Here is a 20680-nt window from a genome sequence, read left to right on the forward strand (position 1 = left end):
CACCGGTCAGCTCGCCTGCGACCCCCGCGCCGCAGGCAGAATGACGTTGTCGATCACTCGGAGGATCAGGTCGTCGGTCGGCTCGACGCCGAGCAGGAAGGCATGGTGGATGATCACCGCCGGAAGCGTGTTGGCCAGCAGTTCGACGTCGATGTCCGGGCTGACCTCGCCGCGGTCGACCGCACGCTGGTAGATCGTTGCCACCAGCCCCAATCGCGGCGCCAGGAACCGCTCCCGGAACGCGTTCTGCAGTTCGGCGTCGTGCTGCAGGGCCGTCAGCAGCCCGGCCATCACGGACATCGGCATCTCGTCGGTGAACCCACCGGCGCCGCACGCCAGCGAGATCAGGTCACCGCGCAGGCTGCCGGTGTCGACGTTCTCCGGCATCGGGCACCCCTTGGCCCGGCTGATCGCGTCCACCACGAGCTCGGCCTTGCTGGTCCAGCGCCGGTACAGCGTCGCCTTGCTGGCCTTCGCTGCCGTCGCCACCGCGTCCATGGTCAGCCGGTCGTACCCCAGCTCGGCCACGAGCGCGACGGTCGCGGCGAGGATCTCTTCCTCACGACCACCTTCGACCCGCGGGCGGTGCCGCACTCCGGCTGTCTCGACCATGATCACCCTGTGTGAGTTCGTAGTGGCAGATAGAACGAAACGGTTTCGTTCTATCCACGACTCTACGACTCATGTGAAGGGATGCACAAACAATTTTGCCAAGAACCTGGCCGTGGCCTAGGTCACTCTCCGTACCAGTTGAACCAGTGGTACGCCGCCGGCGACCGGCCCGCCGCCTGGGTCAGTCGTCGTCTTCGGCCGAGCGGGCCTGTTCGATCCGCTGCGACATCCTCGAGGCCCGGCGTTCGATCTGGCCGGCCAGCCGCTCACGGGCGGCGCGCAGTACGAAGATGGACAGGATCGAGGACAGGATCAGTGCCAGCAGCAACAACGGGAAGACACTCAGCCGGGAGCTCAGCGGGAACCACAGAACGGCGAAGCAGACCGCGAACAACGCGGCCCGCAGGCCGGTGTAGATGGCGAACTCCTTCATCTCACACCCCGGCGTAGGAGTGCATACCGGAGACCAGCAGGTTCACTCCGACGAAGTTGAAGATGAACACGAACCACCCGACGATCGCGATCGTCGCGGCGTTCCGGCCCCGCCAGCCGGCGGTCGCCCGCGCGTGCAGGTAGGCGGCGTACACCACCCAGGTGACCAGCGACCAGACTTCCTTCGGGTCCCAGCCCCAGTAGCGGCCCCAGGCGTACTCCGCCCAGATCGGCCCGGCCACCAGGACGCCGAAGGTCCACAGCGGGAAGGCGAACGCGAGCACCTTGTACGCCGTACCGTCCATCGCCTCGGCACTCGGGAGCCGCCGCAGCGACGCCGACATCGTGCCGCCGGCCAGCACCCGGCGCTCCGCACGGGCCTTGACCAGGTACAGCACCGACACCAGGCCGCCGATGGTGAACGCGCCACCGGAGATGGCGGCCGCGGACACATGGATGACGAGCCAGTACGAGTGCAGCGCCGGCACGAGCGGACCGGCCGGGGTGTAGAGCGCGAGCGTTGCGAGCCCGAGTACGGCGGCGACCACGAGCGTCACGCCGAGACCCAGCCACTGCAGCTTGTAGCGCTGCACGAAGATCAGGTACACGGCCGCGACAGCCAGCGACGCCGTGATCGAGAACTCGTACATGTTGCCCCACGGCACCCGCCCCGCGGCCAGACCACGGGTCACCACACCCGCAAGGTGCAGCACGAACGCCAGGTAGGTCAGCGTCAGCCCGATCCGGCTCGCCGCCTCCATCCGCTCCGTCCCAGGACCGGCGGGCTCGGCCACCTCAGCCGAAGCAGGGCCGGTCGAAGCAGGGCCGGTCGAAGCAGGGCCGGTCGAGACAGTGCCGGTCGAAGCAGCGCCGGCGGTGACCGCTTCGGCACCGGTCGCGACCAGAACGTCCTGCTTCGCCTCGGCGTCCTTGACCACGACGGCGCGGCCGAGCGCCCATTCGAGCGCGTGCGACATCATCGCCAGCGCGTAGATCACCGTGGCGGTCGGGACGACCAGGTTGGAGACGTGCGCGAAGGTCTCCGCACTCATGGCTGCTCCTGGGTGCTCGATCGGTCTGGTTCTGGTTTGAGGCTGTCGGTGATGGCCCGGATCTCGTCGCCGAGCCCCCGCTCGGGTCCGCGGTCCAGACCCGCGACCTCGACAACGGTACGCCCGTCTTCGGTGCGGACGCGCACCCAGGTACGCCGCGGGTGCACGAACAGCGAGCCCATCAGGCCGAGGATGGCCAGCAGGATGCCCGCCAGCGCGAGATTCGTGCCCGGGGTGTGGCTGACCTGCAGCTTCACCCAGCGGCTGTAGCCGTCGAAGGTGATCGACCCGGCCTTGTCCGGCAGCGTCGTGGTCTGTCCGGGCGCGAGCTGGAAGCGCAGCTTGTCGCCGTCCTTCTCGAACTGGGTCAGCTTCGACTTGTCCAGCTGGTACACCGACTCCGGTTTCCCGGTCTCGGGCTGCGGGCGGCCGTAGTACCCGGTCATCACCAGCGCCGGGTTCAGGTCGTCGGGGAAGACCGAGACCGGGCCGCGCTGGTCGATCACCGCGGTCGGCAGGAAGAAGCCCTCGAAGCCGAGCTGCAGCGGACGCGCGTCCGGCGCCTTGATCACGCCGAACGACGAGAAGTTGCTGTCCTGCGGCAGGAACGGCGCCGGTCCGGAGAACGCGACCTGCCCGTTGCCGTCCCGCACCGTGACCCGCGGCGCGTAGCCGTGCCCGAGCAGGTAGATGCTGCTGCCGTCGAGCTTCAGCGGGTGGTTGACCTCGAGCTGGTACGACTTCTCCGGCGCGTCCGGCGTCTCCTGGTAGCTCAGCTGCGCCTTGAACTCGCGCGCCGCGCCCTTCTGCGGACCGTCCTGCTGGAACTTCACCTCGAAGTCCTTGACCGTCAGCGAGAACGGCGGCAGGTTGTCGCCGTCGAACACCCGGCCCGGCGCGAAGTCGTCGTACTGCGCCAGTGAGTTCGCGAAACCGTTGCCCACGACAACCAGAACGGTGCCGCGGTAGCCGAACAGCGAACCCCAGGCGACACCGATCAGCGCCAGGATCAGGGAGAAGTGGAAGAGCAGGTTGCCCGCCTCGCGCAGGTAGCCGCGCTCCGCGCCGACCGCGCCGTCGTACGCCTGGACGCGGAACCGGCGGCGGCGCAGCTCACGGGTGGCGGTCGCCAGGAAGTCGCCCTCGGAGTCGATGGTGAAGCGCTGGTAGCCGGGCAGCCGGTTCAGGTTGCGCGGCGGTTTCGGCGGGCGGGCCCGGACCGCTTTCAGGTACACGCCGAGCCGGGGCACCACACACCCGATCAGCGAGATGAACAGCAGCAGGTAGATCGCCGAGAACCAGGGCGACTTGTAGACGTCGAAGAGGCCGAGCTTGTCGTAGAACGGGCCGAGCTTCGGATGCGCGGTGAGGAAGTCCGACACCTTGATCGGGTCGATCGGCGTCTGCGGGATGAGTGATCCCGGCACCGCACCCAGGGCGAGCAGGAACAGCAGCACCAGAGCGGTCTTCATCGAGGTGAGCTGGCGCCACATCCAGCGCAGCCAGCCGACCAGGCCGAGCGCGGGCGGTTCGTTCCCGGAGCCGCCGGTCGGTGCGGTGATGTGGTCCTTGACGTCGGTCACGTCACACCGCCGACCCGAAGTTGGCGACCCACTGCCTCAGGTCCGCGGTCATCGAATCCCACACTCCCGTCAGCAGCAGCAGTCCCACCGCGATCATCAGTACGCCGCCGATCCGGATCACCAGCACCTGGTGCCGCCGGACCCACGCGACGGCGCCCAGCATCCGCCGGAACGCCAATGCCGCGACGATGAACGGAATGCCCAGCCCGAGGCTGAACACCAACGCCAGCGTCGCACCCCGCCCAGTGCTGCCCTCGGTCGCGGCCAGCGTCATCACGGTCCCGAGCGTCGGACCGATACACGGCGTCCAGCCGAATCCGAACAGTACGCCGAGCAGCGGCGCGGCCGCGATCCCGACCGCTGGGACCCGATGCACCCGCACGTCCTTCTGCAGGAACCCGAACCCACCCAGGAAGACCAGTCCCAGGACGACGGTCAGCCCGCCGAGCACCCGGGTGATCGCGGTCTGGTGCTCGATCAGCAGGTCGCCGGCGGTGCCGAACAGCACGCCGGTCAGGATGAAGACCGCCGAGAATCCCGCCACGAACAAGGCGGTCCCGGCCAGCATCCGGCCGCGCTGCTTCGAGCCGAGCTCGGCCGCGGACAGCCCGGTGACATAGGACAGGTAGCCGGGCAGCAGCGGCACGACGCAGGGTGAGAAGAACGAGATCGCGCCGGCCAGCACCGCGATCGGCAGTGCCACCAGCATCGAACCCGTCATCGACTGCGCGAACCACTCACCCATCAGGTCAACCGGCGTCCTTCACCATGCCCAGCAGCGTCTGCTTGGTCACGTCGCCGATCACTCGCGCCGCGACCTTGCCGGTCTTGTCGATCACCAGCGTGCTCGGGATCGACGCCGCCGAGATCTGGCCGCGGAAGCGCAGCAGCGACTTGCCGTTCGGGTCGTACACGCTCGGGTACTGCACGCCGAACTCCTGGACGAACTTCTTGGCCGGCGCCGGGTCGAGATCGCGCGTGTTCAGGCCGATGAACTGCACCGACGGACCGAGTTCCTTGTTCGCCGCGACCAGGTCCGGCGCCTCCTTGCGGCAGGGCGGGCACCACGAGCCCCAGACGTTCAGCACGACCACCTTGCCCAGGTGGTCCGACAGCGTCCAGGTCTTGCCGTCGAGCGTCGTACCGGTGAACACCGGCGCCGGCTTGCGGTCGGCCGGGGCGAAGACGGACACGTTGTGCGTCCCGCTCACGAATCCGGCCTGACCCTGCCGGTTCTCCGCGGCCTGCTGCCCGGACGAGCACGCGGTCAGCGCCAGCACCAACCCGGCCACCACGGCGGCCGCACGCTTCATCACGCGCCCCCGACGAACTTCTTCGGGATCTTCACCCCCACCCACTCCCCCGTGTTCTTCTTTCATCAGGCACCACCGACGAACTTCTTCGGGTTCTTCACCGGCAGCATGTCTTTGGCGGGCTCGGCGTATCCGACCGAGACGATCGACTCGCCGTGGAAGGTGAACGAGGTCAGGCTGGCCAGGCTGCACTGCCGCTTGCGCGGGTCGTGCGGCAGCCGGCGGCCCTCGATCGCGGACCGGACGATCCAGATCGGCAACTGGTGCGACACGATCAGCGCCTCGTGCCCCGCGGCCTTCTGCCGGGCGGTCTCGATCGCGTCGCGCATCCGCCGGACGATCTGCTGGTACGGCTCGCCCCAGGACGGCTTCAGCGGATTACGCAGCAGCCACCAGGCGCCCGGGTTCTTCAGGGCTCCGTCGCCGACACCGAACTTCTTGCCCTCGAACAGGTTCGCGGCCTCGATCACCCGCTCGTCGATGTCCGGGGTCAGCCCGAACACCTTGGCGATCGGCTCCATCGTCTCCTGGGCCCGCTCCAGCGGCGAGCTGACCAGGTGGACGATGTCGCGGCCCTTCACGGACTCGGCGACCCGCTCGGCCATCGCCCGGCCCAGCTCGGACAGGTGGAAGTCGGGGATCCGGCCGTAGAGCACACCGGTCGGGTTGTACACCTCGCCGTGACGCATCAGGTGCACGACCGTCGTTTCGGTCACCGCTGCCGTTCCCTTCAGTTCGGTACTGCGGCCGCCGCGGCTGCCGCAAGGGCCAGGGCGGACTCGAGTTCGGCCAGGGCGTCGTCGTCGATGGCGGCGCTGACGAACCAGGCCTCGAAGGCGCTCGGCGGCAGGTAGACGCCGGCGTCCAGCATGGCATGGAAGAACGCCGCGAACCGGGGCAGCACCTGGGCGCTCGCACCGGCGAAGTCCCGGATCTCGGCAGGTCCCTCCGAGGACTCCACGAAGAAGACGCTGAAGAGGTTCCCGGCCGCCGAGATGAGGTGCGGCACACCTTCCTTGTCCAGCGCGGTCGAGACCAGCCGCTGGATGGTGGCCGACGTCTCGTCGAGCCTGGCGTAGACCTCGTCGGTGGCCAGTCGCAGCGTGGTCAGGCCGGCGGTGGTGGCGATCGGGTTCCCGGACAGGGTGCCGGCCTGGTAGACCGAGCCCTCCGGCGCCAGATGGGCCATGACGTCGGCCCGTCCGCCGAACGCCGCGGCCGGGAAGCCGCCGCCCATCACCTTGCCGAACGTCATCAGATCGGGCCGTACGCCGTCGACGCCGTACCAGCCGGAGCGGGTGATCCGGAAGCCCGTCATCACCTCGTCGGAGATGAACAGTGCGCCGTTGTCCTTGCACGTCTTGGCCAGGAAGGCGTTGAAGTTGTCCCGGGGCGGTACGACGCCCATGTTGCCGGGTGACGCCTCGGTGATGACGGCCGCGATCTGGTCGCCGTACTCGGCGAAGGCGGCGGCGACAGCGGCCTGGTCGTTGTACGGCAGCACGATGGTGTCGGCCGTGGTGGCCTCGGTGACACCCGGCGTACCGGGGATGCCCAGCGTCAGGACGCCGGAGCCCGCCTGCGCGAGCAGGGCGTCGACGTGCCCGTGGTAGCAGCCGGCGAACTTCACGATCTTCGCCCGGCCGGTGTATCCGCGGGCCAGCCGGAGCGCGGACATGGTCGCCTCGGTGCCGGACGACACCAGCCGGACCTTGTCCACCGGGGTTCGCGCGACGATCTCCTCGCCGAGCAGTACCTCGGTCTCGGTCGGCGTCCCGTACGACGTACCGCGGGCGACGGCGGCCTGGACCGCGGCGGTCACCTCCGGATGGGCGTGGCCGAGCAGCATCGGCCCCCAGGAGCAGACCAGGTCGAGGTAGCGGTTGCCGTCGACATCGGTGATGTGACATCGATCACCCGATGCCATGAAGCGCGGTACGCCGCCAACGGCGCGGAACGCTCGTACGGGAGAGTTGACCCCGCCCGGCGTGACTGCGGACGCCCTGTCGAAGAGCGTGGCGGACTGTTCTGTGTGGTCGGGCACGGCCGCCATTCTCCCCGACCGGCCAGGCGGGCCGATGGGCGGGCAGCCCGGTTCGTTCCCGTCGGGGGGTTCACAGGCGCGTTGTTACGCGCCAGTATGGGTACCCGGTGACCGGCCGTAGATGGTCTGAGTTCGGTGCGTAACCCACGCACGGACCGGACGTTAGACCCAGTACGACGGCAACCGACAGCGACGACATGATTTGTCCGCAGCGTGGGGCTGGACAGGTCGATGAGTCACGGAGGGGATCATCGATGGCGAAGGGCAAGCGCCGCGCCACGGGTAGCGGGTGGCGTCAGGCGGCGCCGCTCATCCCGTTGGCGTTGTTCGCGAGCGCATTCACCGTCAGTGCCACGGATGATCCGGCGATCGCCACGGCGTCGCTGGAGCAGGGTCTGTCCGGCAGGAGTCCGGTCGTCGTACCGAAGCAGCCGATCGCCGAGCCGGCCAACGTGCCGGTGCCGGGTGTGGTCGGCCACGGTGTCGATCCCGGCGAGCAGCCGACCCAGGTCGTCTCCGGCCTGTCCCGCAACGGGATCCCGAACGCCGCGTTGAAGGCCTACTCCCGGGCCCAGCAGGTGATGGCCCAGGTCGATCCGGCCTGCAACCTGCCCTGGACGCTGGTGGCCGCGATCGGCCGGGTCGAGTCGAACCACGGCCGCTTCGGCGGCAACGCGCTGAACTCCCAGGGTGTCGCGGTGCCGGGCATCTTCGGCCCGCGGCTGGACGGCGTGAGCACGGCCAAGATCAGCGACACGGACGCCGGTGCGTTCGACGGTGACGGCGCGTTCGACCGCGCGGTCGGGCCGATGCAGTTCATCCCGGGCACCTGGCGGTCGATGGGTGTGGACGGCGACGGCGACGGCGTGCGGAACCCGCAGGACATCGACGACGCGGCCATGTCCACAGCGGTGTACCTGTGCTCCGGCAAGACCGACCTGTCCAAGGCGAGCGACCTGAACGCCGCGATCCTGCGCTACAACCACTCCCAGCAGTACGCCGACCTCGTGATCAGCATCGCCAAGGCGTACGCCGGTGGCAGTTGGATCGCGGTCGGCAACGGGACCGAGAGCGACGGTCAGGGCATCGACACTGCCGGCGACCAGGTCGGCGACCCGACCATCGACGCCCCGGCCGACAACAACCTGCCGCAGGCGAACGATCTGCCCACCTACCCGGGCGCCGCGAAGCCGACGACGGAGCCTGTCCAGGGTGGCGACGGCAAGCCGGGCACGCAGCCGACCAAGACCCCGCCGGGCAGCAAACCGACGACGCCGGGCGACAAGCCGCCGACGGACAAGCCGACCACGCCGACGCCGAAGCCACCGACGTCGAGCAAGCCGCCCGCGCCGGGCGTCGCAACCCTGCAGACGGCCGCCGGCCTGATCGTCGGCACGGTCGGCAGCACCGTGACCGAGCTGACCAAGGCCACGCAGTACTGCCAGGCGGAGATGAAGAAGGTGACCATCACCTCGCCGACGCAGGACCAGTTGCAGAAGTGCGTGACGGCGTACCAGACCGGTGGTACCGCGGCCGTCGACCAAGTGATCCGCAACCTGCTGTCCGTGCTCGGACTGCTGGGCGTTCTCGGTGGAGGCATCCTCGGGAGCTGATCCACACAGACCGGCGCGCCTGCCCCCACCCCTCCCTTGGCGCGCCTCTGGCGACGCCACGGAGCAACTCCCCCCGGCTTCGTGGCGTCGCCCTTTTTGATCGATCACATCACCTCACTGCACTGTCCACGCCTTCTCGATCGTCTGGCTGAGCTTGTTGCCGGCCAGATCAGTGGCGGTGACCCGGAGGTTCGCCGCCGACGCTCCCTCTGGCGCGGCCGGGATCCGCGCGGTGACGGTGCCGTCCAGCCCCTGCGGGAACAGCGTGAGCCGTTGCCACGTCGTCCCGTCGTACGAGATCTCGGCAGTGGTGCGGAAGACGCCCAGGCCGCGCGCACCCGGCTGGTACGCCGGCTTGAGCTGGAGCCAGTCGTCGGCCCGTTGGTAGTCGACCTGGACGAGCGGGAGCACCGATCGCCCGCTGGTCGGCTTGGACAGGAAGTGCCACTCGGTGTGGGTCGCGGTCGAGGTCTTGGCCCAGCTGCTCGGACCACGCTTCTGGTCCAGCGTCAGGTCGTACCACGCGGCCTTGGCCGGTACCGCGAACTGGCCGACGGACCAGTCCTCGCTGCCGAGTTCGACACCGTTGCTGCTGAGCTTCATGCTCGTCGTGTCACCGCGGTCGCCCCAGCCGTAGACGGTGCGATCACCACTGACGTACTGCGGGATCGCGAACCGCAGCGCGTTCTCGTACCGCGCCGGCGGCCAGCCCTGCACCTCGTTCCCGGCTCCTCCCCCGTCCGGAACGGCAGGTCGCGTCAGCGACTCCCACCAGCCACGGTTCGCCTTCTCGTTCGGGCGGTAGCCGCGCGCGATCGTGTACTCGAAGCCGGACTCGTTCCAGTCCCCTGCCGACGTCTGCTCGTCCCAGAGGACGCCCTTCACGTCGCTGGCGAGGTAGTCGGTCCGCGTGACCGGTCCGGTGACGCCACGGATCGCGCTCAGGCCGGCCGGCACACCAGGCAGGTGCGCGATCCGCTCGTCGTTGTGCAGCTTGAACGCGTCGTTGCGCTGGAAGTTGGTGGTCACCACAGCCGGCCGCAGCTTCGCGACGTCATAGGTGAGCGGGCCGCGTACGACCGACGGCCCGAGGACCACGTCGTACCGGTAGGTGCTGTCACGCAAGCCGTTCAGCCGCACGGACACCGGGCCCTTGGACAGTACGTCGAGCAACTGCCGGCCTTGCTCGGCGCGCAGCAGATAGAACGGGACGCCCTGGTTGGAACTGGTCGACCAGAAGCCAGGAATCTCGTTGTACATCAGGACGAACCGCGCCCCCGCCTCCTTGGCCGCGGTGATCTGCGCCGCCGTCTGACCGGAACCCCGGAAGCGCAGCAGAACCGCGGCATCCTTGGCCCCGGTCAGCTCGGCTGCCGTCCCGTCGCCTCCGTTCACCAGGGGCAGTGTCGTGCTGCCGACGTACGACGAGTCGAACGTCGTCTCGCTCGGGGTCGGCAAACGGAAGGTCCCGTCCACCCCGGTGACGTCGGCGGTCAGCTCGGGCTGGGCGAGATCCCACCGCTGCACGACCTGGAAGGTGCCGTTGGCAACCTTCCCGAAGTCCTGCACGTAGATGCCTGCGGTGGCCCGTTGCGGCACCGTCCAGCCGGACACCGCGTCGCGAGCGCCGACGTTGCGATGCCAGGCGAACCCGACCTTCTGCGCGTCGGCCGGGCGCGGGGTCTTGATGGTGACCTTGTTCGCCGTACGGGCGTCGAAGGTGAAGGTCCGGTCGCCGTCGATCCACTCGTCCGGGTCACCGAGCAACGAGTACGAGTTGGACCAGCCTGCCTGGTCGGCGCCGACCACGAACACCATGACGGCGTACCGTCCGGTCGGTACTTCGAGGGTCCGGCTGCCGGTGGCGCTGTCGAAGGCGACCACCTTCACCGCGCCGGTGTCCTGGTTCCACAGTTGCATGCCGCTGGACCCGCCCTTGAGACTGGCGGGCTTGCCGTCGCGACCGATCGCCTTCACGGTCACGGAGTTCAGCCGCCCACCGGCCGCGAACCCCAGTCCGGTCCGGTACGACGTGTGGCCGCTGCGGGCCGTGAGCACACCGGTGTACTTGGCCGTCTGCGTCTTCGCGAGGTCCAGGGTGACGGTGGCGGACGCCGTACCGCCGGCCGGGATGGTCAGCCGCTCAGGGCTCACCGTGACTGCCGCGTTCACCTTGCCGGGCGACTGCGCGCCGACGCTCAGGTCCAGCGTCACGGTCCGGGTGGAGTTGTTGCGGTAAGCAACCGTACGGCTGACCGGTGCCGGGGCGGTCGTACCGCTCCAGGAGAGATCACCGAAGAACAGGCTGGCCGCGTCCGGGAGGATCACCGGGTCGAGGGCGTTCGGGATGTCGATCCGGCCGAGGCCCTGCTGGGCGGGGGTCGCGTCCTTGGACGGCACCGCTGTCGCGGCGAGCACGGCCTTCAGCTGCTGACCGGACCAGTCCGGGTGCCGCTGGGCCAGGATCGCTGCGGCACCGGCCACGTGTGGCGTGGCCATCGAGGTGCCGCTCAGCCTGGTGTAGTACTGGCCGAGCACGTGACCTTGTTCGGTGCCGGCCGCGCGGGCGGCCGCGATCTCGACGCCGGGCGCGGTCACCTCGGGCTTCAGTGCACCGTCGCCGAGCCGCGGACCCCGGCTGGAGAAACTCGCCAGCTTGTCGTCACGGTCGACGGCGCCCACGGTCAGCGCCTCCGACGCCGCACCGAGCGAACTGACGGAGTCCTCCGTACCCGCGTTGCCTGCGGCAACGACGAACAGCGCACCACTCGACTTCGACAACCTGTCGACAGCCTGGCTCATCGGATCGGAACCGTCGGACGGCTTGCCGCCGAGGCTCATGCTGACGACCTTGGCACCCTGCTGCACCGCCCACTCCATGCCGGCGATCGCCTCGGAGTCGAGACCGTGGCCGCTGTTGTCGAGCACCTTGCCGATCAGCAGGTCGGCACCCGGCGCGACCCCCTTGCGCTCACCGTCGGACGCCGTACCGAGGCCGGCGACGATCGACGCGGTGTGGGTGCCGTGGCCGTGCAGGTCCTGGACCGGCTGGTCCGGCACGAAGCTCTGGGACGCGACTACCTGCTGGGCGAGGTCCGGGTGGCCCGCGTCGTAGCCGGTGTCGAGCACCGCCACCTTGACGCCCCGGCCGTCGTACCCGGACCGCCAGGCGGTCGGGGCACCGATCTGTTGCGTGGACTGGTCGAGGGTCGCCTCAGTCCGGCCGTCGAGCCAGATCTTGGACACCTGGCTGCCGGTCTTGAAGGTGGTCGGGCCGCTGATGCTGTTCCAGAAGGTCTTCGCGTCGGCCTTCTCCACGCTGACCGCGGTGCTGCCGACGCTGGGGAGAGTACGGCGTACTGTCGCGGCCTGCGGGGCGGCCGGCGTACTGCGCAGGGTGGACGGCGCGGCCAGGAGGAGTGGCAGTTCGTCGCTGCTCGCGTCGTCGTACCCCTGTTCGACCAGCTCGGTGAGGTTGAAGAGGCGCTCGTCCAGGCGGCCCTCGCTCAGCAGCGGGTACGCCGAGGCGGGGACCACGCTGAGGTCACCGTCGAAGCTGCCGAAGTAGTACGGCTCGTCGCTGGTCAGATAGGCCGAGACCTGGCCGTTGGAGCTCGTGGTCAGTTCAGCGACGTCACCGGTCACCAGCGTGATCCGGTGGGTGCTGCCGGCCGGCGTCGCGTGCGCGGTCGTGGCTCCAGCGTGCACGGTCGTGGCTCCGGCGTGCACGGTCGTGGCTCCGGCGTGCGCCGGGGTGGTCGCCAGCAGCAGGGAACCGGCGACCACCGCCGTCGCGAGCAGGCCTGCGGCGAGGCGTGGCGATCGAGTAGTCACGGGGCGGTCCTCCCGAGGCCCCGACCCTCGCGGGGCCATCCTCGCGAGCCTGTCAGTTGCCCCCGGCCCGGTCCACCGATGCCGGTGACGGACTCCCGCCATGGCCGATTCTGGTCAGCCCGCAAGCACACCGAACGGCGCTCCCGTCCTGACCGTGTTCCTGCTGGTCAACTGCCCCCACCTCGCGACCATTTCACCGGATATCCCCTGAACTTGCCGGTTCTCCCCTCGAAATACGACCCAAGAAGGGTGCATTTGAACGGATATCCGCTCAAATGCACCCCGGAGGGCGTGGGGCCGGGGAGGACGGGGTGGGGTGGGGTTCAGGCGAAGCGCTTGGTGACCTGCTCGACGCGGTCCACCAGATCCAGGTCGTAGGCGACGCCGGGGACGTAGAAGATGACATAGTCGGCGCCGGCCTCGAGTGCGGCCTCGACCTTGTCGGCGATCTCGTCCTCGGTGCCGATCAGGTTGTCCTGGTCGAACTTGTCCCGGTTCATCGGGCCGAGCGCCCTCTCGGTCGCCTTCTGCGGGTCGTCACCCTTGTCGATCGGGAACACGTTGAAGCTGGTCGACTTGATGATCTCGTCGTAGTCGCGGCCGACCTTCTCGCAGTGGCCCCGGAGGATGTCGGCCTTCTCCTTGATCACCTGCGGGTTGCCGCCGCCGATGTTCGCCGCGTCGCCGTACTGCGCGACCAGCTTCAGCGTGACCTTCGGGCCACCTCCACCGATCCAGAACGAAGGGTGCGGCTTGCGCACGCCCTTCGGCTCGTTGATCGGCTCGTTGATCGAGTAGTGCTTGCCGTTGTAGACCGGCTTGTCCTCGGTCCACATCTTGTAGATGATCTCGGTGGCCTCCCGGAACGCGGCCATCCGCGGCGGGATGTCGGTCCACTCGTAGCCGTAGGCCTTCCACTCGTGCTCGTACCAGCCCGCGCCGATGCCGGCGTACAGGCGGCCGTGGCTGGCGACGTCGACGGTGGACGCGATCTTCGCGTACAGCGCGGGGTTGCGGTACCCGTTGCAGCCGACCATCTGGCCGATGTTCACCCGGCTGGTGTCGCGGGCCAGCGCGGCGGTCGCACTCCAGCACTCGAAGGTGGTGTTGTCAGTGGGCTCCGGCACGGTGTGGAAGTGGTCGAACAACCAGATCGAGTCCCAGGACTGCTCATCGGCCCGCTTGGCGACGTCCGTCATCGCCTCCCACTGCTCCACCGGATCCGCGATCTGCGCCAGATCCATCTTCCAGCCCTGCGGTACGAAAATCCCGAAACGTGTAGTCATGCCCTCATCTTTTCCGGCCACCCCGGTCAGGGTCCATCACTCTGGATACTGAATTCGTTCTCAATCAGACCACTGCAACTTCTGAATCCCGTCCGGCGTCGTACCGCCCGTGACCAAGTTCGACGATCTGTTCGCCACGGCCGCTCCACTGATCGCCCGCGGAGACCATCAGCGCGACGAACCTCCCCGCGAGGGCGGCCGCTGGCCAGTGAGCGTCGTACTGCGTCCTCCGACCGATAGTGATCTAGCCCAATGTCTGGACGCCATGACCGCCGAGGCGGCGGAGCTCGCCGGTCCGGGGCACTGGCAGACGGGTCAACTGGGCTCGGCCCACCTCACCGTCCGCGCGCTGGAGGGCTACCGCGCCACCATCGCCCCGGACGACCCCGCGATCGGGCGCTATCTGTCCGCTCTGCGGCGGGCCACCGCCGGGCCGACTCGCTTCCGTGTCACCGGTCTCACCCTGACCCCGGGATCCGTGATGGCCTCCGCGATCCCCCTCGACGGAGCAGCCGACGCCTTCATGGACCGGTTCGCCACCGAACTCGGCCCCGACGACTGGTTCGAGCGCCCACACGGCCGCCGCGACATCTGGTACCTGAACCTCCTGCACTTCACCTCCGGCATCGCGAACCCGCTGAAGCTGATCGACTGGGTCGCCGAGCGCCGGACCACCACGATCGGCGAGGTCGAGGTCGACGCGCCCGAGCTCGTTCGTTTCTGCCTTCAGGACGGAGATCGCGCACACATGCGGCCGATCGTGAGAGCGCTCTAGTTCCGGAACCGGTGAGGTCTTGACCGGCGGGTGGGGAGAGCTGAGAGTCAGGGCCGAACGCGGGTGTGAGGCTCGCGCGGAGTGGGGAGTCGGCCATGCGTGGTTTCCGTCAGACAGCACTGGTCGCGGCAGCGGCCCTGATCACCGGGCTACTCCCGCTGCCGGCGGTGGGCGCCGACGACCCGGCACCGATCGTGCTGGCCGCGTTCGAAGGTGCGGAGCCGTTCGCGTCGCCGCCGAACCCGGGGATCTTCGGCTGGGGCAGCGACGCCGACGACCCGCCGACGATGGAACTGCAGGCGCGCGCCGACGCGCCGTCCGGCGAGAAGGTGCTGCACGGCACCTACAACATCAGCGGGTACGGCGGGTTCAGCCACGACGTGACGTTCGACCAGAACCCCGGCGACTGGTCCGCGCACAAGGGCATCCGGTTCTGGTGGTACGGCCAGAACACCGCACCACTGCCACCCGGCTCGGGCAAGCGGATCTTCTTCGAGATCAAGGACGGCGGCGCCAACGCCGAGGCCTCCGAACTGTGGAACACCAGCTTCACCGACGACTGGCAGGGCTGGCACCTGGTCGAGATCCCGTTCAGCGACCTGGTGTACCGCACCGACTACCAGCCAGTCGGAGGCATCGACCAGGTGCTGAACCTGACCCAGATGTGGGGTTACGCGATCACCATGCCGGTCGGGTCCCCGGGTGAGTTCGCGATCGACCAGGTCGAGATCTACGGCAAGGCCGACCCCGCCCTGAAGGCGAGCGTCGTCACCGACGCCGGCGTCTACCCGGTCAAGGAGGGCGGCACCGCGCAGGTCAGGATCTCCGTCGCGACCACCGGCAGCACCCCGCTGGAGGAGCCGGTCACCGTCGAGTACCGCACCGGCACCGGGTCCGCCGGCGCCGACGACTACAACCCGGTCACCGGCACGATCACCTTTCCGGCCGGTACGGCGTCCGGCACCGCGCAGACCGTGGCCGTCACCACCCGCAAGGACCACTCCGCGGAGGCCGCCGAGACCATCCCGCTCGAGCTCACCGTCACCGGCGCGAAGGCACCGTCGACCCAGCCGGTCGTCGTGATCAACGCCCATGACCTGCCGTATCTGAACAGCAGGCTCCCGGTGAAGAAGCGGGTCGCCGACCTGCTCGCCCGGATGACGACGGCCGAGAAGGTTGGCCAGATGACCCAGGCCGAGCGCAACGCACTCCGGTCGCGCACCGACATCGCGTCGTACGCGCTCGGCTCGCTGCTGTCCGGTGGTGGCTCGGTGCCGACGCCGAACACCCCGGCGGCGTGGGCGGCGATGATCGACAACTTCCAGCTCAACGCCCAGGCCACTCGGCTGCAGATCCCGCTGATCTATGGCGTCGACGCGGTGCACGGGCACAACAACGTGGTCGGCGCGACGATTCTGCCGCACAACATCGGCATCGGCGCGACCCGCGATCCGGACCTGGCCCGCCGGACCGGTGAGGTGACCGCGACCGAGGTGCGCGCGACCGGCATCCCGTGGGACTTCTCGCCGTGCGTCTGCGTGGTCCGCGACGACCGCTGGGGCCGGGCGTACGAGGGGTACGGCGAGGACCCGGCGCTCGTGCAGTCGATGGCGACGGTGATCACCGGCATGCAGGGCAAGGCGGACGGCAGCCAGCTCGCGCAGAACACCCGTGTGCTGGCGACCGCGAAGCACTTCGTCGGCGACGGAGGTACGACGTACGGATCGTCGACCACCGGTAGCTACAAGATCGACCAGGGCATCACCGAGGTCACCCGACAGCAGCTGGAGACGCTGCACCTGGCGCCGTTCGGGACAGCGGTGGATCTCGGGGTCGGGACCGTGATGCCGTCGTACTCCAGCGTCGCCATCGACGGCCAGGCTCCGGTCAAGATGCACGGGGACGGCGAGCTGATCAACGGCGTACTCAAGCAGCGGATGGGCTTCGGCGGGTTCGTGATCAGCGACTGGCAGGCGATCGACCAGCTGCCCGGCGACTACGCGAGCGACATCCGGACCTCGATCAACGCCGGGCTCGACATGATCATGGTGCCGACCAACTACCAGGGCTTCACCCAGGGCCTGACCGACGAGATCGCCGCCGGCCGGGTGCCGATGACCCGGGTCGACGACGCGGTCCGGCGGATCCTGACCGAGAAGTTCAAGCTCGGGCTGTTCGAGCACCCGTACGCCGACACGTCGCACCTCACCGACATCGGGTCGGCCGCACACCGTGCGGTCGGCCGGGAGGCGGCCGCGAAGTCCCAGGTGCTGCTGAAGAACGACGGCAACCTGTTGCCGCTGGCATCCACCTCGAAGGTCTACGTGGCCGGCAGCAACGCGAGCGACCTGGGTAACCAGATGGGCGGCTGGAGCATCACCTGGCAGGGCGGCTCCGGTACGACGACCACCGGTACGACGATCCTGGACGGGATCAAGCAGGTGGTGCCGACGGCAACGTTCAGCGCGGACGCCTCGGCGCCACTGGAGGGTCACGACGTCGGCGTGGTCGTCGTCGGCGAACGCCCGTACGCCGAGGGGATCGGTGACGTCGGCAACGGTCACGACCTGCTGCTGTCGGACCCCGACAAGGCCGCGGTGGACAAGGTGTGCGGTGCGATGAAGTGTGTCGTGCTGATCGTGTCCGGCCGGCCGCAGGCGATCGCCGACCAGCTCGGCAAGATGAACGCGGTGGTCGCGTCGTGGCTGCCGGGCACCGAGGGCGCCGGAGTCGCGGACGTTCTGTTCGGCAAGCGGCCGTTCACCGGTCGGCTGCCGGTCACCTGGCCGCGGACGGAAGCGCAGGAGCCGCTGAACGTCGGTGACGCCTCCTACGATCCGCAGTACCCCTACGGTTGGGGTCTGACCACTCAGGCGACGGCTCGGCAGAAGCTGACGGAGGCCCGGAACACCCTTCTGCAGAAGCATGATCCGTATGCCTTGGCAGCCGCGGTCGCCGCCTCGGTGGCTCTCCAGGCGAAGGACTGGTCGGGGCCGCAAGCAACTATTGCTCTCGCCGCTCTGACCCAGTCCGCCAAGTACCTCGAGCGCACCAAAGCGGACTCCTTCACCGAGGGCGACGCGGTGGTCGGCGCGGCCCGCTGGATCGCTCAGAACCACATCGGTCAGAACGTCACCGAGCCGGCATCCAAACTCACGTCGGACGCCGAGCACCTGCTCCTGACCGGACAGCTGAGTGCCGCCGTCAGCAAACTGACGGCGGCGTCGAGGCTCAGCGGGTGATCTTCGCGGCGGCCAGACGGGCCACCTTGTCGACGTTCGGCCGCGACATGCCCTGTCCCATCGAGCTGAACGCCAGCACCGAGACGGTGCGTCCCTTCAACGTGACGGCGTACGGGAACGCACCGTCCTCGCTGCCCGGGTCACTCGGCAGCGGGTAGTCGTACCAGCGGATCACCACGGTCCCATCGCCGGCGGCCCCCGCTACAACGCGGTTGACGGTGAGCCTGCGTGTGTGCGTGGGCGCCGGCTTGCCCGCCGGACAACTCTTCAACGTCGCCTTGATCGAGGCGTACGCCGCCTTCGCGGTCGCCGTGTCGGGATACCGGCTCACGTACTGCGCGCCGTACTTGGCCATGTCGTCGGTGAAGCCTCGGGCCATCCGTTCCGAGACCCGCTTCCCCTCGGTCGACGTCGGTCCGCAGTACGTCTTCGGCAGGATGCCGCGGTCGACCTGCTTGATCCATTTGCCACCGGGATCCGCGGTCGCCACCTGCTGGATCGTCAGCAGTTGCGTCCGGTTCAGCACCGGCGCAGCCACCTGCTCGGTGGACGCAGCCGCGGTCCCCAGTCCCGCGGCTGCGATTCCTCCGGCGGCTACCAGAGCCAACGCCGCCCGCATCGTCTTTCCAGTCTTCATTGTGCGATTCCCCCTTGCTGGTTGGTCCGCCTGAGTAGACGACGCCGTCGCGGGGAAAGTTCGCACAGGACTAGACCGTCACCAGCTCCCGTTCCGGGTCCACCGGCTGCTGCCGGTGGAGACGGTTCGGCCACCAGGCCTTGCGGCCCAGGAGGACGAGGACGGAGGGAAGCATCACGATCCGGACCAGGGTCGCGTCGATGAGAACGGCGACGGCCAGGCCGATGCCCATCTGCTTCATCTCGAGCATGCCGAGGGTGGCGAACACGGCGAAGACCGACACCATCACCGCGGCAGCGCTGGTCACCACACCGGCCGATTCGGTGACGCCCTTCCGGACCGCCTCGCGAGGCGTCAGCCCTTCGGCCACTCCTTCGCGGATCCGGCCGAGGACGAACACGTGGTAGTCCATCGACAGCCCGACCAGGATCACGAACAGGAACAGCGGGATCCACGACACCACGAAGCCCGAGGACGTGAACCCGAGCAGCCCTTCGGCCCAGCTGTGCTGGAACACCAGCGCCAGTATCCCGAAGCACGCCGCCACCGAGGCGAGGTTGAGCACCGTGGTCAGCAGCGCGATCGCCAGGCTCCGGAACGTGATCGCCATCATCACCAGCGTCAGCGCCAGCACGAACGCGATCACCCACGGCAGCTTGTCCCGCTGATTGTTGCCGTAGTCAACCGATTCCGCCTGCTCCCCACCGACCGCCCAGGCCGGCACGGACCCGAGCGAGGCCGGTACGAAGTCCGACCGCAACTGGTTCAACGCGGTCTCGGCGTTCGCACTGCTCTCCGGCAGAACCGAGACGAGCGTCAGCACCGCGGTCCCGTCCGCCTGCCGGATCGCGTCTCCTTGCGGTACGACGAACTTGCCGCTCTGTACCGCGGAATCCTGCAGCCCGGTCAACGCCGCGACCGCATCCTCGCCACGCGCGACCACGTCGTACGAGAGACCGCCCTGCGACGGGAAGTTCTCCTGCAGGGCCTTGAACGTGCGTACCTCGGGGATGCTCTGGGGCAGCGTGTTCAGGTCGGACGGTTCGGTCTTCATCCCCAGTGCCGGTACGGCGAGAGCGGCCACGGCGAGGATCGACACGGACAGCGCCGCCCGCGGATGGCTCAGTACCGGAGCCAGGATGCGACGGCTGATCCCGCCGGGACCGATGCGCCGGTTCAGCCGCCAGAGCAGCGGGACGCGCGGCCGGTCGACCCGGTGCCCCAGCTTCGCGAGCAGCGCGGGCAGCACGGTCAGGGAGCCGAGGACCGCCACGGCGACGACCACGATCGTTGCCGTTGCCATCGAAGCGAACGTCATGTCCTTAGCGACGTACAGGCCGGCCATCGAGACGATCACGGCGAGACCGGAGACGACCACCGAGTGTCCGGAGGTCGCAGCGGCGATCTCGACGGCGTCCAGGGTGCTGCGACCCTTGCGGCGTTCCTCGCGTTCTCGCTTGAGGTAGAACAGCGAGTAGTCGACGCCGACCGCCATCCCGATCAGCAGGACGACGTTGGCGACCGAACCGCCGTCGGGGAAGAGGAACGACAGCGGCGCGTAGAAGCCGAGCGCGGCGCCGACCGCCGAGAACGCCAGCAGGACAGGGATCCCGGCCGCGATCAGCGCACCGAACGCCAGCAGCATCAGCACGAACGTGATCGGCAGGCTGAGCTTCTCCGCCTTGGCGAGGTCGGACCCGACCTGCTTCCAGATCCCCGCGTCCAGGGAGGCCGTACCGGCCTGGGCGATGCTGAGGTCCGGGTTGGCCTGCTGCACCTCGGCGGTGGTGGCGACGACCTTCTCGATCGCGTCGGCCGCGTCGTCCGCCGTTCCCTTCAGCTCGATCGGCAGCAAGGCGGCCTTGCCGTTGCCCGACCAGACCGGCTGACCGACCGCCTGGACCGAGTCCAGCGCGGTGAGTTTCTGCCGGAGCTGGGTCATCGCGGTCGTCGCGGCCGCCTTGTCCAGCCGACCGTCGGGATCGGTCAGCAGGACGGTCTCCGCGGGCCGGTCGCCCAGCCCGGCTTGTTCGATCATCTCGGCTGCCTGGCCGGACTGGCCGACCCAGGTGTCCTTGCTCTGCATCTGCTGCTTCGGGATGACCACCGACATCCCGACCGCGACGACGACGAGCAGCAGCCAGAGGCCGATCGCTCGCCATGGATGGATCGCACTCCACCGTGCAACCCGCACGGTCACGCCACCAGCGCTCACGCTGTCCCCACCTCTCGTTGTTCCGGACACAACGAGCCTCGT

15 protein-coding genes are annotated in these 20680 nt (G+C 68.8%); 3 read left to right on the top strand and 12 right to left on the bottom strand.

Annotation, left to right across the window (positions count from 1 at the left end; translation table 11 throughout):
- Window positions 1-6 precede the first annotated feature (6 nt).
- From ACGFH6_RS05320 to hemL, 8 genes are all read right to left on the bottom strand, one after another.
- On the bottom strand, window positions 7-612 hold the full coding sequence (locus tag ACGFH6_RS05320) for a TetR/AcrR family transcriptional regulator C-terminal ligand-binding domain-containing protein (protein WP_393380666.1): 606 nt from the start codon (window positions 610-612) through the stop codon (window positions 7-9).
- Window positions 613-793: 181 nt separating this feature from the next.
- Window positions 794-1045 carry a DUF4229 domain-containing protein gene (locus tag ACGFH6_RS05325; RefSeq protein WP_393380668.1) on the bottom strand — a complete coding sequence of 84 codons (252 nt, stop codon included), beginning with the start codon at window positions 1043-1045 and terminating at the stop codon, window positions 794-796.
- Between the two features lies 1 nt (window position 1046).
- The gene (ccsB, locus tag ACGFH6_RS05330) at window positions 1047-2096 is read right to left on the bottom strand and encodes a c-type cytochrome biogenesis protein CcsB (protein WP_393380670.1); all 1050 of its coding nucleotides are present in this window, start codon (window positions 2094-2096) and stop codon (window positions 1047-1049) included.
- Window positions 2093-3679, bottom strand: coding sequence for a cytochrome c biogenesis protein ResB (locus ACGFH6_RS05335; RefSeq protein WP_393380672.1), 1587 nt, complete (start codon window positions 3677-3679; stop codon window positions 2093-2095). The genes ccsB and ACGFH6_RS05335 overlap by 4 nt, the downstream gene beginning before the upstream one ends.
- 1 nt (window position 3680) lies before the next feature.
- Window positions 3681-4424 carry a cytochrome c biogenesis protein CcdA gene (locus ACGFH6_RS05340; protein ID WP_360450276.1) on the bottom strand — a complete coding sequence of 248 codons (744 nt, stop codon included), beginning with the start codon at window positions 4422-4424 and terminating at the stop codon, window positions 3681-3683.
- Window positions 4425-4428: 4 nt separating this feature from the next.
- A complete protein-coding gene (locus tag ACGFH6_RS05345; RefSeq protein ID WP_393380674.1) occupies window positions 4429-4992 on the bottom strand; it encodes a TlpA family protein disulfide reductase in 564 nt (187 codons plus the stop codon).
- A gap of 65 nt (window positions 4993-5057) precedes the next feature.
- Window positions 5058-5708: a histidine phosphatase family protein gene (locus ACGFH6_RS05350; protein WP_393380676.1), complete on the bottom strand. Its 651-nt coding sequence runs from the start codon at window positions 5706-5708 to the stop codon at window positions 5058-5060.
- 14 nt (window positions 5709-5722) lie between these two features.
- A complete protein-coding gene (hemL, locus tag ACGFH6_RS05355; protein WP_393380677.1) occupies window positions 5723-7045 on the bottom strand; it encodes a glutamate-1-semialdehyde 2,1-aminomutase in 1323 nt (440 codons plus the stop codon).
- A 245-nt stretch (window positions 7046-7290) separates the two neighbouring features.
- Between hemL and ACGFH6_RS05360 the strand changes: the two genes are divergently transcribed.
- Window positions 7291-8649: a lytic transglycosylase domain-containing protein gene (locus ACGFH6_RS05360; protein ID WP_393380678.1), complete on the top strand. Its 1359-nt coding sequence runs from the start codon at window positions 7291-7293 to the stop codon at window positions 8647-8649.
- Window positions 8650-8763: 114 nt separating this feature from the next.
- On the opposite strand, the gene ACGFH6_RS05365 is transcribed toward ACGFH6_RS05360, so the two are convergent.
- Both ACGFH6_RS05365 and ACGFH6_RS05370 read right to left on the bottom strand, forming a co-directional pair.
- A complete protein-coding gene (locus ACGFH6_RS05365) occupies window positions 8764-12483 on the bottom strand; it encodes a S8 family serine peptidase (RefSeq protein WP_393380680.1) in 3720 nt (1239 codons plus the stop codon).
- A 323-nt stretch (window positions 12484-12806) separates the two neighbouring features.
- Window positions 12807-13769, bottom strand: coding sequence for an LLM class F420-dependent oxidoreductase (locus ACGFH6_RS05370; RefSeq protein WP_393380682.1), 963 nt, complete (start codon window positions 13767-13769; stop codon window positions 12807-12809).
- 109 nt (window positions 13770-13878) lie between these two features.
- Between ACGFH6_RS05370 and ACGFH6_RS05375 the strand changes: the two genes are divergently transcribed.
- Entirely contained in the window at window positions 13879-14544 is a 666-nt protein-coding gene (locus ACGFH6_RS05375) for a hypothetical protein (RefSeq protein ID WP_393380684.1), read from the top strand.
- A 95-nt stretch (window positions 14545-14639) separates the two neighbouring features.
- The gene (locus ACGFH6_RS05380; RefSeq protein ID WP_393380686.1) at window positions 14640-17786 is read left to right on the top strand and encodes a glycoside hydrolase family 3 N-terminal domain-containing protein; all 3147 of its coding nucleotides are present in this window, start codon (window positions 14640-14642) and stop codon (window positions 17784-17786) included.
- Here ACGFH6_RS05380 and ACGFH6_RS05385 read toward each other — a convergent pair.
- Window positions 17776-18423, bottom strand: a complete 648-nt coding sequence (locus ACGFH6_RS05385; RefSeq protein WP_393380688.1) for a hypothetical protein — start codon at window positions 18421-18423, stop codon at window positions 17776-17778. The genes ACGFH6_RS05380 and ACGFH6_RS05385 overlap by 11 nt on opposite strands.
- A 70-nt stretch (window positions 18424-18493) precedes the next feature.
- Window positions 18494-20638: an MMPL family transporter gene (locus ACGFH6_RS05390; protein WP_393380690.1), complete on the bottom strand. Its 2145-nt coding sequence runs from the start codon at window positions 20636-20638 to the stop codon at window positions 18494-18496.
- Between the last annotated feature and the right edge of the window lie 42 nt (window positions 20639-20680).

The organism is Kribbella sp. NPDC049227 (genome assembly GCF_043197265.1).
Lineage (GTDB): Bacteria > Actinomycetota > Actinomycetes > Propionibacteriales > Kribbellaceae > Kribbella.